The organism is Nostocoides australiense Ben110 (assembly GCF_001050535.1).
In the GTDB taxonomy this organism is placed as follows: domain Bacteria; phylum Actinomycetota; class Actinomycetes; order Actinomycetales; family Dermatophilaceae; genus Nostocoides_A; species Nostocoides_A australiense.
Genome location: NZ_HG764815.1, coordinates 974942 through 992576, shown reverse-complemented (window position 1 = coordinate 992576; position 17635 = coordinate 974942). Strand labels below are relative to the sequence as shown.

The 17635-nt window shown below is 68.3% G+C and carries 18 protein-coding genes and 1 pseudogene; 12 read left to right on the top strand and 7 right to left on the bottom strand.

The window, feature by feature from the left end:
* The 6 genes from whiA to BN11_RS04725 form a co-directional block, all read left to right on the top strand.
* On the top strand, positions 1-333 hold a 333-nt coding region (gene whiA, locus BN11_RS04750; protein ID WP_048695160.1), incomplete at its 5' end, for a DNA-binding protein WhiA.
* Positions 334-487: 154 nt separating this feature from the next.
* Entirely contained in the window at positions 488-1492 is a 1005-nt protein-coding gene (gap, locus tag BN11_RS04745; protein WP_048695157.1) for a type I glyceraldehyde-3-phosphate dehydrogenase, read from the top strand.
* 6 nt (positions 1493-1498) lie between these two features.
* On the top strand, positions 1499-2704 hold the full coding sequence (locus BN11_RS04740; protein ID WP_048695154.1) for a phosphoglycerate kinase: 1206 nt from the start codon (positions 1499-1501) through the stop codon (positions 2702-2704).
* Positions 2701-3495 carry a triose-phosphate isomerase gene (gene tpiA, locus BN11_RS04735; RefSeq protein WP_048695152.1) on the top strand — a complete coding sequence of 265 codons (795 nt, stop codon included), beginning with the start codon at positions 2701-2703 and terminating at the stop codon, positions 3493-3495. Before BN11_RS04740 ends, tpiA begins: the two co-directional genes overlap by 4 nt.
* A gap of 213 nt (positions 3496-3708) precedes the next feature.
* Positions 3709-3954 (top strand): preprotein translocase subunit SecG, encoded by a 246-nt coding sequence (secG, locus tag BN11_RS04730; RefSeq protein ID WP_048695149.1) that lies wholly within the window; start codon positions 3709-3711, stop codon positions 3952-3954.
* A gap of 245 nt (positions 3955-4199) precedes the next feature.
* Positions 4200-4550: an RNA polymerase-binding protein RbpA gene (locus BN11_RS04725; RefSeq protein WP_083433536.1), complete on the top strand. Its 351-nt coding sequence runs from the start codon at positions 4200-4202 to the stop codon at positions 4548-4550.
* Positions 4551-4566: 16 nt separating this feature from the next.
* Here BN11_RS04725 and BN11_RS04720 read toward each other — a convergent pair whose 3' ends face one another.
* The 4 genes from BN11_RS04720 to tkt all read right to left on the bottom strand — a co-directional run bounded on the left by BN11_RS04720 (position 4567) and on the right by tkt (position 10817).
* Positions 4567-5748: a glucose-6-phosphate dehydrogenase assembly protein OpcA gene (locus BN11_RS04720; protein WP_048695143.1), complete on the bottom strand. Its 1182-nt coding sequence runs from the start codon at positions 5746-5748 to the stop codon at positions 4567-4569.
* A 58-nt stretch (positions 5749-5806) separates the two neighbouring features.
* The gene (zwf, locus tag BN11_RS04715; protein WP_048695141.1) at positions 5807-7351 is read right to left on the bottom strand and encodes a glucose-6-phosphate dehydrogenase; all 1545 of its coding nucleotides are present in this window, start codon (positions 7349-7351) and stop codon (positions 5807-5809) included.
* 98 nt (positions 7352-7449) lie between these two features.
* Positions 7450-8562: a transaldolase gene (tal, locus tag BN11_RS04710; protein ID WP_048695138.1), complete on the bottom strand. Its 1113-nt coding sequence runs from the start codon at positions 8560-8562 to the stop codon at positions 7450-7452.
* A gap of 29 nt (positions 8563-8591) precedes the next feature.
* On the bottom strand, positions 8592-10817 hold the full coding sequence (tkt, locus tag BN11_RS04705; protein ID WP_048695136.1) for a transketolase: 2226 nt from the start codon (positions 10815-10817) through the stop codon (positions 8592-8594).
* A gap of 150 nt (positions 10818-10967) precedes the next feature.
* Here tkt and BN11_RS04700 point away from each other — a divergent pair, with 150 nt between their 5' ends.
* From BN11_RS04700 to BN11_RS23420, 4 genes are all read left to right on the top strand, one after another.
* Positions 10968-11465 carry a response regulator gene (locus BN11_RS04700; protein WP_083433535.1) on the top strand — a complete coding sequence of 166 codons (498 nt, stop codon included), beginning with the start codon at positions 10968-10970 and terminating at the stop codon, positions 11463-11465.
* Positions 11466-11581: 116 nt separating this feature from the next.
* Positions 11582-12526 (top strand): heme o synthase, encoded by a 945-nt coding sequence (locus BN11_RS04695; RefSeq protein WP_083433534.1) that lies wholly within the window; start codon positions 11582-11584, stop codon positions 12524-12526.
* 203 nt (positions 12527-12729) lie between these two features.
* On the top strand, positions 12730-12918 hold the full coding sequence (locus BN11_RS04690) for a hypothetical protein (protein ID WP_048695133.1): 189 nt from the start codon (positions 12730-12732) through the stop codon (positions 12916-12918).
* A 203-nt stretch (positions 12919-13121) separates the two neighbouring features.
* Entirely contained in the window at positions 13122-13511 is a 390-nt protein-coding gene (locus BN11_RS23420) for a VOC family protein (RefSeq protein WP_048695130.1), read from the top strand.
* 129 nt (positions 13512-13640) lie between these two features.
* Here BN11_RS23420 and BN11_RS25040 read toward each other — a convergent pair.
* A pseudogene (locus BN11_RS25040) lies at positions 13641-13832 on the bottom strand (substrate-binding domain-containing protein); the annotation flags it as partial.
* Here BN11_RS25040 and BN11_RS04680 point away from each other — a divergent pair.
* Positions 13762-13947 (top strand): YbiU family protein, encoded by a 186-nt coding sequence (locus BN11_RS04680; RefSeq protein WP_235435361.1) that lies wholly within the window; start codon positions 13762-13764, stop codon positions 13945-13947. The pseudogene BN11_RS25040 and the gene BN11_RS04680 overlap by 71 nt on opposite strands.
* 9 nt (positions 13948-13956) lie before the next feature.
* Here BN11_RS04680 and BN11_RS04675 read toward each other — a convergent pair whose 3' ends face one another.
* Positions 13957-14484: a M15 family metallopeptidase gene (locus BN11_RS04675; protein WP_162213159.1), complete on the bottom strand. Its 528-nt coding sequence runs from the start codon at positions 14482-14484 to the stop codon at positions 13957-13959.
* Between the two features lie 254 nt (positions 14485-14738).
* Complete coding sequence (locus BN11_RS04670; protein ID WP_235435360.1) at positions 14739-15686, bottom strand: COX15/CtaA family protein; 948 nt, start codon at positions 15684-15686, stop codon at positions 14739-14741.
* An 80-nt stretch (positions 15687-15766) separates the two neighbouring features.
* Between BN11_RS04670 and pgi the strand changes: the two genes are divergently transcribed.
* Positions 15767-17437: a glucose-6-phosphate isomerase gene (pgi, locus tag BN11_RS04665; protein ID WP_048695125.1), complete on the top strand. Its 1671-nt coding sequence runs from the start codon at positions 15767-15769 to the stop codon at positions 17435-17437.
* Positions 17438-17635: the final 198 nt, after the last annotated feature.

Below are 17635 nucleotides of genomic sequence, written 5' to 3'. Positions count from 1 at the left end.
CCCCCCCCCCCCGCCAACCGGCTCGCGAACTTCGACGACGCCAACCTGCGCCGCTCGGCCCAGGCGGCCGTCGCCGCCGGCGCCCGCGTGCAGCGGGCGCTGGAGATCCTCGGCGACGACGTGCCCGATCACCTGCGCGTCGCCGGCGACCTGCGGATGGCGCACAAGCAGGCTTCTCTGGAGGAGCTCGGGGCGCTGGCGCAGCCACCCATGACCAAGGACGCCGTCGCCGGGCGTATTCGGCGGCTGCTGGCGATGGCCGACAAACGGGCGGGTGAACTCGGCGTTCCGGACACCGAGGCGGTGATCTCCGCCGACCTGCTCGACGACTGAGTCGCGCCTCTCACGCTCTGAGACGCAGCCGAGAAAAGCGTCCGATGGCTGGGCGGGGTGCCTTGGCGAACCGGGGCGCAATAGGCTGGGTATCGGTCAGGTGCCGCATAGAGGCGACACCGCATACCCCCTACGGAAGGCAAGGCTTTCAGCAATGACTGTTCGCGTTGGCATCAACGGCTTCGGCCGGATCGGCCGCAACTTCTTCCGCGCCGTCCAGGCGTCCGGCGCCGACATCGAGATCGTGGCCGTCAACGACCTGACGGACAACAAGACGCTCGCGACCCTCCTGAAGTACGACTCGGTCCTGGGCCGCCTCGACGGCGACGTCACGTTCGACGAGGAGTCGATCACCGTCAACGGCAAGTCCTTCAAGGTCTTCGAGGACCGCGACCCGGCCAACCTGGACTGGAAGTCCGTGGGCGCCGATGTCGTCATCGAGTCCACCGGCTTCTTCACCGACGCCACCAAGGCCAAGGCACACATCGACGGCGGCGCCAAGAAGGTCATCATCTCCGCCCCGGCGAAGAACGAGGACGCCACCTTCGTCATGGGCGTCAACGAGGGCGACTACGACCCGGAGAAGCACCACATCATCTCCAATGCCTCCTGCACCACCAACTGCCTGGCGCCGATGGCCAAGGCCCTCAACGACGAGCTCGGCATCGTCAAGGGCCTGATGACCACCATCCACGCCTACACCGGTGACCAGAACCTGCTCGACGGCCCGCACAAGGACCTGCGCCGCGCCCGCGCCGCCGCCCTCAACATCGTGCCGACGACCACCGGTGCCGCCAAGGCCGTCGCCCTCGTCCTGCCCGAGCTCAAGGGCAAGCTCGACGGCTACGCCCTGCGCGTGCCCACCCCCACCGGCTCGGCCACCGACCTCACCTTCGAGGCCAGCCGCGAGACCACGGTCGAAGAGGTCAACGCCGCCGTCAAGAAGGCCGCCGAGGGCCCGCTCAAGGGTTACCTGCGCTACTCCGAGGACCCGATCGTCTCGATGGACATCGTCACCGACCCGGCGTCCTGCATCTTCGACGCCCCGCTGACCAAGGTCATCGGCAACCAGGTCAAGGTCGTCGGCTGGTACGACAACGAGTGGGGCTACTCCAACCGCCTCGTCGACCTCGTCAACCTCGTCGGCAAGAGCCTCTGATCCACCATGGGTGATCTGGCCTCCCTGGGCGACCTGCGCGGCAAGCGCGTGCTCGTCCGGTCCGACCTCAACGTGCCGCTCGACGGCACGACGATCACCGACGACGGCCGGATCCGGGCCTCGATCCCCACGATCGAGGCTCTGACCGAGGGGGGCGCACGCGTCATCGTGTGCGCCCACCTCGGCCGGCCCAAGGGCGCCCCGGAGGACAAGTACTCCCTCGCGCCCGTGGCCGCCCGCCTCGGTGAACTGCTCGGCCAGGACGTCACCTTCGCCACCGACACCGTCGGCGAATCCGCCCAGGCGGCCGTCGACGCGATGTCCGACGGCGACGTCGTCCTGCTCGAGAACCTGCGCTTCAACCCCGGCGAGACCGCCAAGACCGACGAGGAGCGGGCCGAGTTCGCCGGCGCGCTGGCCGGCCTGGCCGACGCGTATGTCTCCGACGGCTTCGGGGTCGTGCACCGCAAGCAGGCGGCCGTGTATGACGTGGCCACCCTCCTCCCATCGGCGATGGGTGGTCTGGTGGCGGCCGAGGTCGATGTCCTCAAGCGGCTGACCGAGGACCCCGAGCGGCCGTATGCCGTGGTCCTGGGCGGCGCGAAGGTCGCCGACAAGCTCGCGGTCATCGACAACCTCCTCGGCAAGGCCGACCGGCTGCTGATCGGCGGCGGGATGCTCTTCACCTTCCTCGCGGCCCAGGGCCACGAGATCGGCAAGAGCCTCTTCGACGCCGACTCGGTCGAGGCGTGCAAGGGCTATCTGGAGCGGGCCGCCGCCGAGGGCGTCGAACTGGTGCTGCCGGTCGACATCGTCTGCGGCAAGGAGTTCTCCGCCGACACCGAGACCGCCGTCGTCGACGCCGACAAGATCCCGGCCGACATGATGGGCCTGGACATCGGCCCGAAGTCCGCCGAGCTCTACGCGTCCAAGCTGGCCGACGCCAAGACGGTCTTCTGGAACGGCCCCATGGGTGCCTTCGAGATGGCGCCCTTCGCTGCCGGCACCAAGACCGTTGCGCAGGCCCTCGTCGACGCGACGGCCGCCGGTGCGCTCACCGTCGTCGGCGGTGGCGACTCGGCCGCTGCCGTGCGGCAGATGGGCTTCGCCGACAGCGACTTCGGTCATATCTCCACCGGTGGTGGGGCCTCCCTCGAATACCTCGAGGGCAAGGCGCTGCCGGGCATCACGATCCTGGAAGGCATCAAATGAGCCGCACCCCGCTGATGGCGGGCAACTGGAAGATGAATCTGGACCACCAGGCGGCGGCGCTGTTGGTGCAGAAACTCGACTGGACCCTCAAGGACGCCAACCACGACTTCGGCGCCGTCGAGGTCGCGGTCTGCCCGCCGTTCACCGACCTGCGCACCGTGCAGACCCTGGTCGACGGCGACAAGCTGGAGATCAAGTACGGCGGTCAGGACCTTTCGGTTCACGACTCCGGCGCTTACACCGGCGAGATCTCCGGCGCCTTCCTCGCCAAGCTCGGCTGCACCTATGTCATCGTCGGGCACAGCGAGCGGCGCGAGTACCACAACGAGACCGACGAGGTCGTCGCGGACAAGCTCGCCGCGGCATACCGCTATGGCTTGACGCCGATCTTCTGCTGCGGCGAGGGCCTGGAGATCCGCAAGGCCGGCACCCATGTCGCGCACGTCCTGGATCAGATCCGGGCCGGCCTGGCGCAGCTGACGCCCGAGCAGGTGCGCTCCATCGTCATCGCCTATGAGCCCATCTGGGCCATCGGCACCGGCGAGGTCGCCACCCCCGATGACGCCCAGGAGGTCTGCGGCGCCATCCGCACCCAGCTCGCCGAGATGTACACCGGCGACACCGCGGACGGCATCCGCATCCTCTATGGCGGCTCGGTCAAGTCGAGCAATATCGCCCAGATCATGGGCGGCAGGGACGTCGACGGCGCCCTCGTCGGCGGCGCCGCCCTCGACGCCGCCGAGTTCGCCGCGATCTGCCGCTACCAGCAGCACGTCGTCCCCGACGCGTAGATCGCCGGAGTCACAACTTTTCCGCCCAGGGCGGAAAACTAGCGGTGCGCAACGGAACATTTCCGTTGCGCACCGCTATGTTCCCGCCCAAAACCCCGCCGTATGCCGGGGGAACCGGTCCGCGCAGCCGGCGCGTTGGGACGGGTAGGCCGCGGCAGGTATCCTTTTTCGGTTGGCCGCGGCCGGCCACACTCGATCGAAAGGTTGGAACCGATGGATGCGGTGCGCATCGGACTGCAGGTGCTGCTTGTCATCTCCGGGCTCTTCCTGACCCTGCTCATCCTGCTGCACAAGGGCAAGGGCGGTGGCGTGTCCGACATGTTCGGTGGCGGCCTGTCGACCTCGATGTCCTCTTCCTCCGTGGCCGAGAAGAACCTGACCCGCATCACGATCATGATGGCCCTCGTGTGGGTCACCGCCGTGGTCGGCATCGGCCTGATCGACCGCTTCAACGCCTGAGGGCCGGACCGGGCGCCACACCGACCGGGCTCAAGAGGTGGGGCGATCACCCCACGTCCGGATGGGTTGCCCGTCGAATGAACCCGCAGCCGCGGGTCCGCCGGACTCGTGACTGATACGGATCGCACCTGGAACCGGGTCGCCCCACACACATCTCACCCGTCTCGACGTACACTCCACTCGACACTGCACAGGTCATGACGTCAGTGCACAGGTCATGACGTCAGAGAGGACGAACGGGAACTATGGCTGGTGGTAATGCCATTCGCGGGAGCCGGGTGGGTGCCGGACCGATGGGTGAGGCCGAGCGCGGCGAAGTCGCCGCCCGCGTCTTCGTCTCCTACTACTGCGCCAACAACCACGAGACCCGGCCCAGCTTCGCGGAGGAGCCCGGCCTCGTCATACCGGAATTCTGGGACTGCCCTCGCTGTGGCTTCCCCGCCGGTCAGGACAAGGACAACCCGCCCCAGCCGCCCAAGGTCGAGCCCTACAAGACTCACCTGGCCTATGTGAAGGAGCGCCGCTCCGACACCGACGGCGCCGCCATCCTCGACGAGGCGCTCGGCAGCCTCCGCGACCGTGGCCTGATCAAGTAACGCGCGTCTGACTGCGTCAGCGCTTGGTGGCCGCCCGGCCCGCTCGGCTGGTGGGCTCCGAAGGTGGCTCCAGGTCGGTCTTGGTCGACGCGGCCAACTTCTCGGCGGCGGCCACCTTCACGCGCTGCTCGTCATCGCTCGCGTCGGGAAGTTCGGTGACCATCGACGCCGCCTTGCCGAGACGGTTCTTGCGGTGCACGCGGTTGGCGATCTCCATCGCCTCCTTCTCCGAGACCGCGAGTCCCGAACGAACGGCCGCGCCTGCGGTCATCGTCTTGGCGGTGATTTTCGGTATGCCGCGACGCAGCGCCTCCTCGTAGACCTCGTCGGAGTCCAGCCGGCGCAGTTCGTCGGCGAGGCACTCGGCGTCCTTGCGGTGCGCCAGGGCGATGGTGCGCTCGGGCTGGCCAGTCTGGATGGCCGTGGCGACATTGCCCTCCTGCGGGCGCACCAGGTCGATCGTGCTGGACTTGCGGGTCAGGCGCACGGAGATGATGCCGCTGCGGTGGGCGCCGCGGACCAGCGCGACGGGGCACTTCAGGTAGGCGGCGAGCCAGCCCGCCAGGAGGTCGCCGGACGGTGAATCCGGGGCGGCGACGACGAGGGCTTCGGTCACCGGCTCGTAGGGCGCCTGGTCCAGGGCAGCGGCGAGCAGGCCGCGCCACAGGGTGATCCGCGACCAGGCAAGGTCGGTGTCGCCGTCGGTGTATGCCGCGGCGAGCCGGCCGAGGACCGCCTTGGGTTTCGCGGCCGACTTCGCCGAGTCGGTGACCCGCCGCTGCGCCATCGCGCCGATGGGATCCGCGCCGGGGTCCTTCGGCGGCTCACCCGGCCACCAGACGACGATGGGGGAGTCAGCCAGCAGGAGGGGCGTGACGACCGAGCGGCCGTGTGCGGCCAGGGGCCCGTAGAGGCGGATGACGACGACCTCGCTGGCGCCGGCATCCCCGCCCACCCGGATCTGGGCATCCAGCCGTGCGGCCCCTCGCTTGTTGGCGGTGATGACGACGATGATCCGGGAGGGGTGCTGCCGGCTCGCGGTGTTCGCCGTGTCGATCGCCGCGTCGGCGCCCTGTTCGTCGGTCACGACGACGAGGGTGAGCACGCGCGAGAGCGCCATGGCGCCGACGTCCTGGCGCAGCGCGATGAGCTTCTTGGAGATGTTGGCGGTCGTGGTGCTGGGCAGGTCGACGATCACTTCCGGGGTCCCCGATCAGTAGCGGAGCGACGGAGGAGCGCAGAACTTATTGGGGTGGTCATGGAAGCCTCCATTCGCGGCCGTCGCGGCGCATCAACTCATCGGCGGACTTGGGCCCCCAGCCGCCGGAAGCATATTGGTCGGGTTTGCTGCCCTGGCGCGCCCAGAAGGCCTCGATCGGGTCGAGGATCTGCCAGGACAGCTCGACCTCCTCGTGGCGCGGGAACAGCGGCGGCTCGCCCAAGAGGACATCGAGAATGAGGCGCTCGTAGGCCTCGGGAGAGGACTCGGTGAAGGCACGGCCATACCCGAAATCCATCGTCACATCGCGCACTTCCATTTGCGCCCCAGGCACTTTCGCGCCGAAGCGCAAGGTGACGCCTTCGTCGGGCTGGACCCGGATGACGACGGCGTTCTGGCCGAGCTCTTCGGTCGCGGTGTCGGTGAACGGCAGGTGCGGTGCCCTCTTGAAGACGACGGCGATCTCGGTCACGCGTTTGCCGAGCCGCTTGCCGGTGCGCAGATAGAAGGGCACCCCCGCCCACCGGCGGGTCTCCACGTCGAGGCGGACCGCGGCATACGTCTCGGTTGTCGAGGTGTTGGGGACGCCCTTCTCCTGCAGGAATCCCACGACGTGTTCGGCGCCCTGCCACCCCTCGGCATACTGCCCGCGGGCGGTGCCGGTGGCCAGGTCCTTCGGAATGCGAACCGCCCCAAGGACTTTTTCCTTCTCCAAGCGCAGCCCGTCGGCGTCGAACGAGACCGGTTCCTCCATCGCGGTGAGCGCCATCAGCTGCAGCAGGTGGTTCTGGATGACGTCGCGGGCGGCGCCGATGCCGTCGTAATAGCCGGCCCGGGCGCCGATGCCGATGTCCTCGGCCATCGTGATCTGCACGTGGTCGACGTAGTTGCTGTTCCACACCGGCTCGAACATCTGATTGGCGAAGCGCAGCGCCAGCAGGTTCTGGACCGTCTCCTTGCCGAGATAGTGGTCGATCCTGAAGACCGCGTCGGCCGGGAAGACACCCTCGACGATGGCGTTGAGTTCGCGGGCGCTCTTGAGGTCATGCCCGAACGGTTTCTCGATCACGACCCGGCGCCACGAGCCCTCCTTCGGCGTCGACAACCCGGCACGCTCGAGTTGCTCGCAGACGGTGGCGAAGAAGCCGGGCGGGATCGAGAGATAGAAGGCCGTATTTCCGCCGGTGCCGCGCATCTCGTCCAGTTCGGCGAGCGTGGCGGCAAGCAGGTCGAAGGCGTTGTCGTCGTCGAAAGTCCCTGGGACAAAACGGATTCCCTCGGCCAGGGAGCGCCACACCTCCTCCCGGAAGGGCGTGCGGGAACGCGCCTTGATCGACTCGTAGACGATCTTGCCGAAGTCCTGATCGGCCCAGTCGCGCCGGGCGAACCCGACGAGGCTGAAGCCCGGCGGCAGCAGACCCCGGTTGGCCAGGTCATAGATCGCCGGCATCAGCTTCTTGGTCGCCAGGTCGCCCGTGACGCCGAAAAGCACCAGGGCGCAGGGTCCGGCGATCCGTGGCAGCCGTTTGTCGCGAGGATCGCGCAGGGGATTGTGACCAGGAGCGACACGGGCGGGACTCATCGCGTCCTTTCAGGTGAGAGCGGAGGACTTCTCCGGGGTCTTCTCGGGGAGTCTTGGCGGCGGGCGCCGGCTTGCGCCGACGCCCGCCACGATGGGGGTTATTTGGCCGCCTCCAGTGCGGCCTGGAGGTCGGTGAGGAGGGAGTTCCAGGACGCCTCGAACTTCTCGACGCCCTCCTTCTCCAGCAGCTCGGTCACCTCGGTGTACGAAATGTTCTGTGCCGCAATGTCATCGAGCACCTTGGCCGCATCGGCGTAATGCCCCGTCACGGCGTCTCCGGCGATATTGCCGTGGTCGATGACTGCGTCGAGGGTCTTCTCGGGCATGGTGTTGACGGTGTTGTCCGCGACCAGGTTGGTGACATAGAGGGTGTCGGAGTAGTCCGGGTTCTTCACGCCCGTCGATGCCCACAACGGCCGCTGCTTGTTGGCGCCCTCGGCCGCGAGCGTCTCCCAGCGCGACGTCGAGAAGACCTCCTCGTAGGCCTGGTAGGCCAGCTGGGCGTTGGCGACAGCGGCCGTGCCGCGCAATGCCATCGCCTCCGGAGAACCGATCGCCTCCAGCCGCTTGTCGATCTCGGTGTCGACCCGGCTGACGAAGAAGGAGGCGACCGACCAGATCGTCGAGAGGTCCTTGCCGGCGGCGAGCGCGCGCTCCAGCCCCTCGAGATAGGCGTTCATGACAGCGCGATAGCGCTCGAGGCTGAAGATCAGGGTCACGTTGACGCTGATGCCATCGGCGATGACCTCGGAGATCGCCGGCAGCCCTGCGAGAGTGGCCGGGATCTTGATCATCACATTGGGACGGTCGACCTTGGCGTAAAGCGCCTTGGCCTGCTCAACCGTCGGCCCCTCATCATGGGCCAGTCGCGGGTCGACCTCGATGGAGACGCGCCCGTCCTTGCCGCCGGTCTTGTCGTAGATCGGCCTGAGGACATCACACGCGTCGCGCACGTCCTGGGTCGTGATCTCGAACACCGCCTCCTCGACGGACTTGCCCGCTTCGGCGAGTTCGGCCACCTGCGCGTCATACGCATTGCCGTGATCCAAGGCGGCCTGGAAGATTGACGGGTTCGTCGTGACGCCGACGACCCCGCTGTGTTCCATCACGTCCTTGAGGTTGCCGGAGGTGAGGCGTTCGCGGGACAGGTCGTCCAGCCACACCGAGACGCCGGCGTCGGCCAGGGCGGTCAGATTGGCATTGTCAGTCATCTGTTCTGCTCCTTGTGGGTATGCCGTGCTCAGGACTTGCCCGCGTCCACGTCGGTGTCGGCGGAGCTGGGTTGCGGTGCGTCGGGTCCCGCGGCCGCGGCGGCCGCCTTGATGCTGCGCTTCGCGGCGGCGACGACCTTCTCGGGCGTGAAACCGAACTCGCGGAACAGGGTTGCGGCATCCGCGGACGCGCCGAAGTGGTCGATACCGACGATCTCGCCCGCGTCGCCGACGACGTCGCGCCAGCCCATCGGCACCCCGGCCTCGACCGAGACGCGCGCCTTGACGGCGGCGGGGAGCACCTTCTCCTGGTAGCCCTTGGTCTGGGTCTCGAACCACTCGCGGCACGGCATGGAGACGACGCGGGTGGCGATCTTGCCCTTCTCGAGCGTGTCGGCTGCTGCCATCGCCAGGCCGACCTCGGAGCCGGTGGCGATGAGAATGACGTCCGGTGTGCCGGAGGAGGCTTCGCGCAGGATGTAGGCGCCCTTGCCGACATTCGAGATCTTGCCGGCGACCTTGGGGTCCTGCGTCGGCAACGCCTGCCGCGACAGGCACAGGCCGACCGGCTTGGCGTTCTTGAGGATCTGCACCCAGGCCGCCGCCGTCTCGTTGGCGTCGGCCGGCCGCACCACCTCGAAACCCGGGATCGCGCGCAGCGAGGCCAGGTGCTCGATCGGCTGGTGTGTCGGGCCGTCCTCGCCGAGGCCGATGGAGTCGTGCGTCCACACGAAGGTGACGGGCAGTTCCTGGATGGCCGCCAGCCGCACGGCGGCGCGCATGTAGTCGGAGAAGACGAGGAAGGTGCCGCCGTAGGGGCGCATCAGGCCCTCGAGGGCAATTCCGTTGAGGATCAACCCCATCCCGAACTCGCGGATGCCGAAGTGCAGGGTGCGGCCGTAGGGCCCGCCCGACCACTCCCGCGTCTGCTTGGAGGCCGGGATGAAGGACGGCTGCCCCTCCATCGTCGTGTTGTTGGATTCCGCCAGGTCGGCCGATCCGCCCCACAGCTCGGGCACCACCTCGGCGAGCGCGCCGAGCACCTTGCCCGAGGCGGCGCGGGTGGCGATGCCCTTGGGGTCGGCGGGGAAGGACGGGACGGCCTTATCGAGACCGGCCGGAAGCTCTTGGGAGACAAGGCGATCCAGGAGCGCGGCGCCCTCCGCGTTGCCCTTGCGCCACGCGGCATACCGCTTGTCCCACTCCTTGTGCAGCGCCTTGCCGCGGGCCTTGACCTTGCGGGTGTGGGTGATGACGTCGCGGGAGACCTCGAAGGTCTTCTTCGGGTCGAACCCCAGGACCTCCTTCAGGCCGGCGATCTCGTCGCTGCCGAGCGCGGACCCGTGCGATTTGCCGGTGTCCTGCTTGGTCGGGGAAGGCCACGCGATGATCGTGCGCAACACGATGATTGTCGGTTTCGTGGCGTCCCGGGACTTCTCGCAAGCCGCCAGCAGGGCGTCGACGTCCTCGACGTAGGTCGCGCCGTCGCCGTCCTTCCGCCAGTCGATCTCGACGACATTCCAGCCGTATGCCGCGTAGCGGGCGCCGACGTCCTCGGAGAAGGAGATCTCGGTCTTGTCCTCGATCGAGATCGTGTTCTGGTCGTAGATGACGGTCAGGTTGCCGAGTTCCTGGTGGCCGGCGAGCGCGGAGGCCTCGTGAGTGACGCCTTCCATGATGTCGCCGTCGGACGCGATGACCCAGATGTGGTGGTCGAAGGGGCTGGTGCCCTTCTTGGCGTCCGGATCGAACAGGCCGCGCTGGCGGCGCTGGGCGAAGGCCATCCCGACGGCCGAGGCAAGGCCGGACCCGAGCGGGCCGGTGGTGATCTCGACGCCCGTGGTGTGGTGCACTTCCGGATGCCCGGGGGTCTTCGAGCCCCAGGTGCGCAGCGCCTTGAGGTCGTCGAGTTCGAGGCCGTAGCCGGAGAGGTAGAGCTGGATGTACTGCGTCAGCGAGGAGTGCCCGCACGACAGGACGAAGCGGTCGCGGCCGAGCCAGTGCTCGTCGTTGGGGTCAATGCGCATGACGTTCTGGAAGAGGAGATAGGCGACGGGCGCCAGGCTCATCGCCGTCCCGGGGTGGCCGTTGCCGACCTTCTGCACCGCGTCGGCGGCCAGCACCCGGACGGTGTCGACGGCACGCACATCCAGATCGCTCCACCCCGCCTTCGTCGCCTTGGGCGCCGGCACCGAACGGGTCGGGGCCTTCTTGGCGGCGCGTTTGCGGGCGGGCGCGGTGGACGCTGCAGTCACGGTTGTCCTTCCTGGACGGGCGTGCGGGATAGATCTGCTCGGTTCAGCCTAATGCGTGTGACGCGCGCCGCAGCGGCGGTGATCGGCCGACTTGCGATGGGCCGGTTAGGCACGAACGCCGAGACCGCGCCATAGCTCACAGCGGCCAGGATGCTGGCACTCGTCGACATTCGAATGCCGGGCCTGGATGGGCTCGCGGCCACCCGGGCCCTGGCTGCCGTCCCGCACGCGCCCGCCGTCATCGTCGTGACGACCTTCGACGAGGACAGCTATGTCCTCGACGCCATCGCCGCCGGGGCTCGCGGCTTCCTGCTCAAACGGTGCTCGGGCCGCGAACTGGTCGAGGCGGTGCGCCGGGTCGCGGCCGGGGACTCCATCCTCAGCCCGGACGTCACCGGCGCGGTCCTGGACCGGGTGCGTGCGCTCGGGCCGGCGACGTTGGCCGACCTGACCCCCTTCGCGCTGACGGAGCGGGAGCGCGAGATCCTCGCGCTCCTCGGCGCAGGGCTGACCAATGCGGAGATGACGGTCCGGCTCCACCTGTCGATGAGCTCGGTCAAGACGCACGTGAGCAATGTGCTGGCCAAGACGGGAAGCCGCGACCGGGTCCAGGCTGCCATCCTCGCGATCCGGGCCGGACTGTCGTAGGCCCCGCCCCGCCCGGCCCCGTCGCCCGTGGCCGGTCAAGGGGGCCGGTAGACTTCCAGGAGAACACGCGCCGACCTCCGGCGCCCGCACCAGTCGAAGGCCGAGGGCCCGCTTCCGTGACCACGCTGCATACGCCCGCCGCCGTGCCGACGCAGCCGACGTGGCGGCGCACGCTCGCGGCATACGTTGCGCTGACCAAGCCACGGATCATCGAACTGCTGCTCGTGACAACGGTTCCCACGATGTTCCTCGCCCAGCGCGGGGTGCCGTCGCTGTGGCTCGTGGTCGCCACGCTCATCGGCGGCTCCCTCTCCGCCGGTTCGGCGAACACCTACAACATGGTCTACGACCGCGACATCGACGCGCACATGGGTCGCACCGCGAACCGTCCGCTCGTCACCGGCGAGGTCACGCCGCGAGCCGCCCTGATCTTCGCGACCGCGCTCGCGCTCATCTCGACGATCTGGTTCGCCGTCTTCGTCAACGGTCTCTCGGCGGCCTTGTCGCTCGCCGCGATCGTGCTGTATGCCGTGGGCTACACGATGATCCTCAAGCGCCGGACCGCACAGAACATCGTGTGGGGCGGCATCGCCGGGTGTATGCCGGTGCTCATCGGATGGGCGGCCGTCACGGGCACCGTGTCGTGGGCGGCGGTCGTGCTCTTCCTCGTCATCTTCTTCTGGACTCCGCCGCACTACTGGCCCCTGTCGATGCGGTTCAAGGAGGACTACGCGCAGGCCGGCGTGCCGATGCTGCCGGTGGTGGAGGGCAATGTCGGTGTCGGCCGGCAGATCGTCGCCTATTCGTGGGTGATGGTGGTGACCTCGCTGGTGCTGATCCCGGTCGCGCCGATGGGCTGGCTGTATGCCGTGGCCGCCGTCCTGTCCGGTGGGCTGTTTCTCGCGGAGGCGCACCGTCTGCTCAAGGCGGCGAAGGCGGATGCGTCGATGGCGCAGTTGAGGCCGATGCGCCTGTTCCATTACTCCATCACCTATGTGACGGTGCTCTTCCTCGCCGTCGCCATCGACCCGCTCGTCTTTCACGCCTTGCCCTGGGGTTGATGAGCCTCTGCGTCGCGTGGCCGTGGGCCATGACGTTGGCCACAATGACGCCTCGATGGGGGGTTGAGGGGGATCTCGGTACATCCGGTGGCGGATAATGGAGGTGGTGGCCGGAATGGCTATATCGCGGGGCGCTGTTTGGACGGGATGTCCACCCGTGATCGCGTTCGAGGCGAGCCGGCCGCCGCGACAGGAGAGAAGAAATGAATATCCACACCGGCCCGGACTTCGTGGCGTCGGAACTGCACTACCGGCTCGAAAGCGCCACCCCGACAACGACATCGCCGGCGCGCTCCCACCGCCGGCGCGGGCTGCGGGCGTTGCTGCGGCGCCTCACCACCCCTGAGTACCGGCCGTGGCCGGACGGGGACGGTCCCACCCAAGTTCCCTGATCCCGCCGACATGTGGTCTCCCTGACCCCTCGGCGGCAGCGCGCCGAAGAAAAGGGTGATGCCCTCGCGGCGTCCTCGGGTAGGGTGCTTCCGTCTCACCTGATCGCCGGAAGGGGATGCGAGATGTCGACCACAACATCGATGGCGCGCCCCCGTCTCACCTGACCGAGACTGGTGCGTGCCTGCATACCAGGAGAAGCACCATGAAGATCAGAGCGATCATGATTGATTGCACCGACCACTATGCCCAGTGCCGTTGGTGGGAAAGCGTTCTCGACGACTACGCGGACGCGCCCGACGACCCGAACTATCCCGACGACGAGACGATGACGCTCGTCGGGCCGGAAGCACAGCCGTGGCTGTGCTTCCAACGGGTCGAGGACTCCAAGCGCACCAAGAACCGGCTGCACTTCGACCTGCATCCGCTGGGCCGGACCCGGGATGAGGAAGTCGAGCGCCTCCTCGGGCTCGGTGCCACGCTCGTCGGCGACCATCGGCGCCCGAACGGCTCCGGCTGGGTGACGATGGCCGATCCGGAGGGCAACGAGTTCTGCGTCGAACGCAGCGAGGCGGAGATGGCCGCCGGCCAGTAGCCGCAACGGCTCCTTGCGTCCCGCGTGATTGCCGACGTGACACTCACGCGGGACCAAGGGTCTGCCCGCCGTGCTTTCTCGCACTTGCAGGGACCAGGGCACCTCCACCCGTTCGGCCGGCCCGGCCCCGCCTTCGATGCGCCGGATCAGCAGGTCGAGAACGCTCATGGTCAAGGCGCCGAGATCCGGTGCGATCGTTGTCAGGGTGGGCGTGTGGTAGCGCCCTTCGGGGATGTCGTCGAAGCCCGCGATGGCGATATCGTCCGGCACCCGGACCCCGGCCTCGTGGCAGGACTCCGCCAAGGTGCGCGAGGCCTTCATGAGCGGCGACTCTCCGGCCGACTTCCCCGAGGAGCACTACGAGGCGGACTGGACCGGCCGGTTCACCCTGGAGCAGCTCAACGCCACTGGTCGCCGGGGGATGGGCCTGGACTGACGCAACAGGTCAGCGGCCGTTGGCGGAGAAGTGCTGCCAGTCCTTCAGGGAATGCCAGTCGCCGCCCCAGGACCAGCCGACGCCGGCAAAAGCCCGCACCACGACGTCACCGGCATGGATCATGCCCGTCGCCTCCTGGTCGCGGTCGACGAAGTCGCCGGCCGTCGCGGGATAGACCTTGCCGTCCTTGACCATCGGGTTCTCGAGCGGGTTGATGTCGATGGCGCGGCCGTATGCGTGCTGGGAGCACGAGGTCGTGCCTTCGACGAAGCGGCCGTTGAAGGCGGAGCTGTTGTCGTCCCGCATCGACATCTCGTCGTCGGCGCCGTAGTCCTCGACGGTGACCATCTTGCGGATCGGGAAACGCGCGTCGTAGAGCGCACCAAGAGCCGAGACGACGGCGTCCACCGCGTCCTCGTTGAGGACGAGTTCCCCGGTATGCGGCGTCTGGTCGAAGCCCCAGTAGCTCACCCGCACCAGGCGCAGGTCGGCGAACGGGACCGAACAGGTGCCGTTCCACGAGCCGCTTTCGATCATGCGCTGCCCGCGTCCTTCGTAGATCGGGAAGACTTCGGCGGCGAACGCTGCCGGCGATGATGAGTCTCGACTCGAGGGCGCCGTCGTGGGCACCGTCGTCGACGGGGTGCCCCGGGGTGTGGTCGTGGCCGGAACCGATGCGGAGCCGGTGTCCGCGGTGGTGGTCTGTGACGCGCTCGTCGACGTGGCCGGGTCAGTCGCACAGCCGGCGACGAGGAGCAAGGCTCCTGCGGCGACAGCCGTGCGGCGCATGGTCATTCCACGGTTACGTCATGTGCGGTCGGACGCTTGAACTGCTTGATCGCGGCGACGAGGGCGACGACCAGGAGGCTGGCGAGCAGCATGTGTGTCAGGACCAGCGCCTCCGGCAGCTTGGTGAAGTATTGCGTGTAGCCGACGGCGCCCTGGGCGAGGGTCACCAGAAGCACGGCGCGCCAGGCGTCGCGCAGGTGGCTCGAGTGGGACGAGATGCGAGTGGCGACGACCATGGCCACCACGAGGCCGACGAAGAGCATGACGGAGTCGGCGTGCAGCCACGAGGCCGAGCGCGGGTCGAAGGACAGGCGCGCCGGCTCGTCCGCGTCACCGGAGTGCGGGCCGGACCCCGTCACGACGGTGCCCAGGACCAAGACGACCACCGCGAGTGCCACTGTGGCCCAGCCCAATTGGCGGACGATCTGGGGGGCCGTATGCCGCCGGGGACCGGGCGGCATACCGCTCTCGACGAAAGCGGCCATGGCCGCGGCCACCAGGCCCATGGACACCAGGAAGTGGGCGGCGACCGTGGCGGGGTTGAGGCCGGTGCGGACGGTGATGCCGCCGAGCACGGCCTGGACGCCGACACCGACCAGGACGAGCAGCGCCGGGACGAGCAAGGCGCGGCGGCGGTCGGTCCACTTCCAGATCGCGAGGACGGCGGCGATGGCGACGAAGCCGACCAGGCCGGTCAGGGTGCGGTTGCCGAATTCGATGTACTTGTGGAAGCCCTCTGCCTGCTCCCGCACGGGGGTATACGAGCCGGGCACGCACTGCGGCCAGCTCGGGCAGCCGAGGCCGCTCCCGGTGAGGCGGACCAGGCCGCCGGTGACGACGATGAGCACCTCGACGATGACGTTGAGCAGGAGGATGCGCCGCAGCCACGGCGTCGTCGTGCCCTGATGCTCAGCGGTCAAGCGCGGTCGATCGTGGTCGAGCGTCGTCACGGGCCCAGCCTACGCTCGGCATACGGTTGGCCCGAACGGCCCCGCTGCCGTCGCGCGGACGGATCACTAGGGTGAGTGGTATGACGATCGTCGACCCGACCACAACCACCGCCTGGGCCACGCTGACGGGGCTGAAGACCGCATACACACCCGATCTGCGCGCCGCGTTCGCGGGCGATCCGGAGCGCGCCGCCCGCTTCACGCGCACGTGCGCCGACCTCTACGTCGACCTGTCCAAGAACCTCGTCGATGACCACATCCTCGAGGCCCTCGTCGCCCTTGCCGACGAGGTCGGCCTGGGCGACCGGCGCGATGCGATGCTGAGCGGCGAGCGGATCAATGTCACCGAGAACCGGTCGGTGCTGCATACGGCGCTGCGCCGGCCCGCAGGGGACTCGCTGGTCGTCGACGGCACCGACGTGATGCCCGAGGTCCACGAGGTGCTGGACAAGATCTACGCGTTCGCCGACAAGGTCCGCGACGGGGAGTGGGTCGGCGTCACGGGCAAGCCGATCGAGACGGTCGTCAATATCGGCATCGGTGGCTCGGACCTCGGTCCGGTGATGGTGTATGAGGCGCTGAAACCCTATGTCCACGAACGCATCCAATGTCGGTTCATCTCCAACATCGACCCCACCGACTCGGGGGAGAAGCTCAGCGATCTCGACCCGGAGACCACGCTGTTCATCGTCGCGTCCAAGACCTTCACGACCCTGGAGACGCTGACGAACGCTCGCATGGCACGCGATTGGCTGTGGCGCCGGCTCATCGAGCAGGGGGCGATCGAGGACACCGAGGAGGCGCGGAAGGGCGCGGTCGCCAAGCACTTCGTGGCGGTCTCGACCGCGCTGGACAAGGTCGCCGACTTCGGGATCGATCCGGCGAACGCGTTCGGCTTCTGGGACTGGGTGGGCGGTCGCTATTCGGTCGACTCGGCGGTCGGCACCGTCGTCTGCGTCGCCATCGGCAAGGAGAACTTCGCCGACTTCCTCGGCGGCTTCCACGCCGTCGACGAGCACTTCGCCACTGCGCCGTGGGCGCAGAACGTGCCGGCGCTGATGGGCTTGCTCAACGTCTGGTATGTCAACTTCTTCAAGGCCGCGAGCCACGCGGTGCTGCCGTATGCGCAGTACCTTCACCGCTTCGCCGCCTATCTGCAGCAGCTGACGATGGAGTCCAACGGCAAGGGCGTGCGCGCCGACGGCGAGCCCGTCACGACCGAGACGGGCGAGGTCTTCTGGGGTGAGCCGGGCACCAACGGGCAGCACGCCTTCTATCAGCTGATCCATCAGGGGACCCAGCTGATCCCGTGCGACTTCATCGCGATGGCGAACACGGCATACCCGACGAAGGACGGCGACGCCGACGTCCACGAACTCCTCCTCGCCAACTTCTTCGCCCAGACCAAGGCGCTCGCCTTCGGCAAGACGGCCCACGAGGTTCGGGCGGAAGGGGTTGCGGAGGAACTGGTCTCGGCCAAGGTGTTCGAGGGCAACCGGCCGACGACCTCGATCATGGCGCCCGCCTTGACCCCGTCAGTCGTCGGTCAGCTCATCGCGCTCTACGAGCACATCACCTTCACCCAGGGCGTCGTGTGGGGCATCGACTCCTTCGACCAGTGGGGCGTCGAACTCGGCAAGCAACTCGCGATGCAGATCGCCCCGGCGATCTCGAAGGACGACGCTGCACTCGCGCAGCAGGACGCGTCGACGCGCGGGCTGATCGCGTACTACCGCTCCCAACGGTCGTAGCCCCCGGAGGGCCGGCTTTCGGATCGTCTCGGACCTGCCATGGCGCACGTTGGGCGATTCGGGTGCCTGCATCGCCCAACTCGTGACATCGCGCTGGTGCGGCGTCAGCGAGCGGTCTGCCGCTGCGGGCGCCGACGAGCGCGGTTGCCGGGGTTCGCGGCGGGCTGGCTCTCACGGCGGGCCCGATCGGCCCGGCCC

What these genes read in the sequence shown, in the direction of transcription:
- tpiA (WP_048695152.1), top strand. Translation starts at nt 2,701, where the DNA reads ATGAGCCGCACCCCGCTGATGGCGGGCAACTGGAAGATGAATCTGGAC.
- BN11_RS04675 (WP_162213159.1), bottom strand. Translation starts at nt 14,484, where the DNA reads ATGATCGAAAGCGGCTCGTGGAACGGCACCTGTTCGGTCCCGTTCGCC.
- tal (WP_048695138.1), bottom strand. Translation starts at nt 8,562, where the DNA reads ATGACTGACAATGCCAATCTGACCGCCCTGGCCGACGCCGGCGTCTCG.
- BN11_RS04740 (WP_048695154.1), top strand. Translation starts at nt 1,499, where the DNA reads ATGGGTGATCTGGCCTCCCTGGGCGACCTGCGCGGCAAGCGCGTGCTC.
- BN11_RS04690 (WP_048695133.1), top strand. Translation starts at nt 12,730, where the DNA reads ATGAATATCCACACCGGCCCGGACTTCGTGGCGTCGGAACTGCACTAC.
- zwf (WP_048695141.1), bottom strand. Translation starts at nt 7,351, where the DNA reads ATGAGTCCCGCCCGTGTCGCTCCTGGTCACAATCCCCTGCGCGATCCT.
- gap (WP_048695157.1), top strand. Translation starts at nt 488, where the DNA reads ATGACTGTTCGCGTTGGCATCAACGGCTTCGGCCGGATCGGCCGCAAC.
- BN11_RS04700 (WP_083433535.1), top strand. Translation starts at nt 10,968, where the DNA reads ATGCTGGCACTCGTCGACATTCGAATGCCGGGCCTGGATGGGCTCGCG.
- secG (WP_048695149.1), top strand. Translation starts at nt 3,709, where the DNA reads ATGGATGCGGTGCGCATCGGACTGCAGGTGCTGCTTGTCATCTCCGGG.
- BN11_RS04680 (WP_235435361.1), top strand. Translation starts at nt 13,762, where the DNA reads ATGGCGATATCGTCCGGCACCCGGACCCCGGCCTCGTGGCAGGACTCC.
- pgi (WP_048695125.1), top strand. Translation starts at nt 15,767, where the DNA reads ATGACGATCGTCGACCCGACCACAACCACCGCCTGGGCCACGCTGACG.
- BN11_RS23420 (WP_048695130.1), top strand. Translation starts at nt 13,122, where the DNA reads ATGAAGATCAGAGCGATCATGATTGATTGCACCGACCACTATGCCCAG.
- BN11_RS04725 (WP_083433536.1), top strand. Translation starts at nt 4,200, where the DNA reads ATGGCTGGTGGTAATGCCATTCGCGGGAGCCGGGTGGGTGCCGGACCG.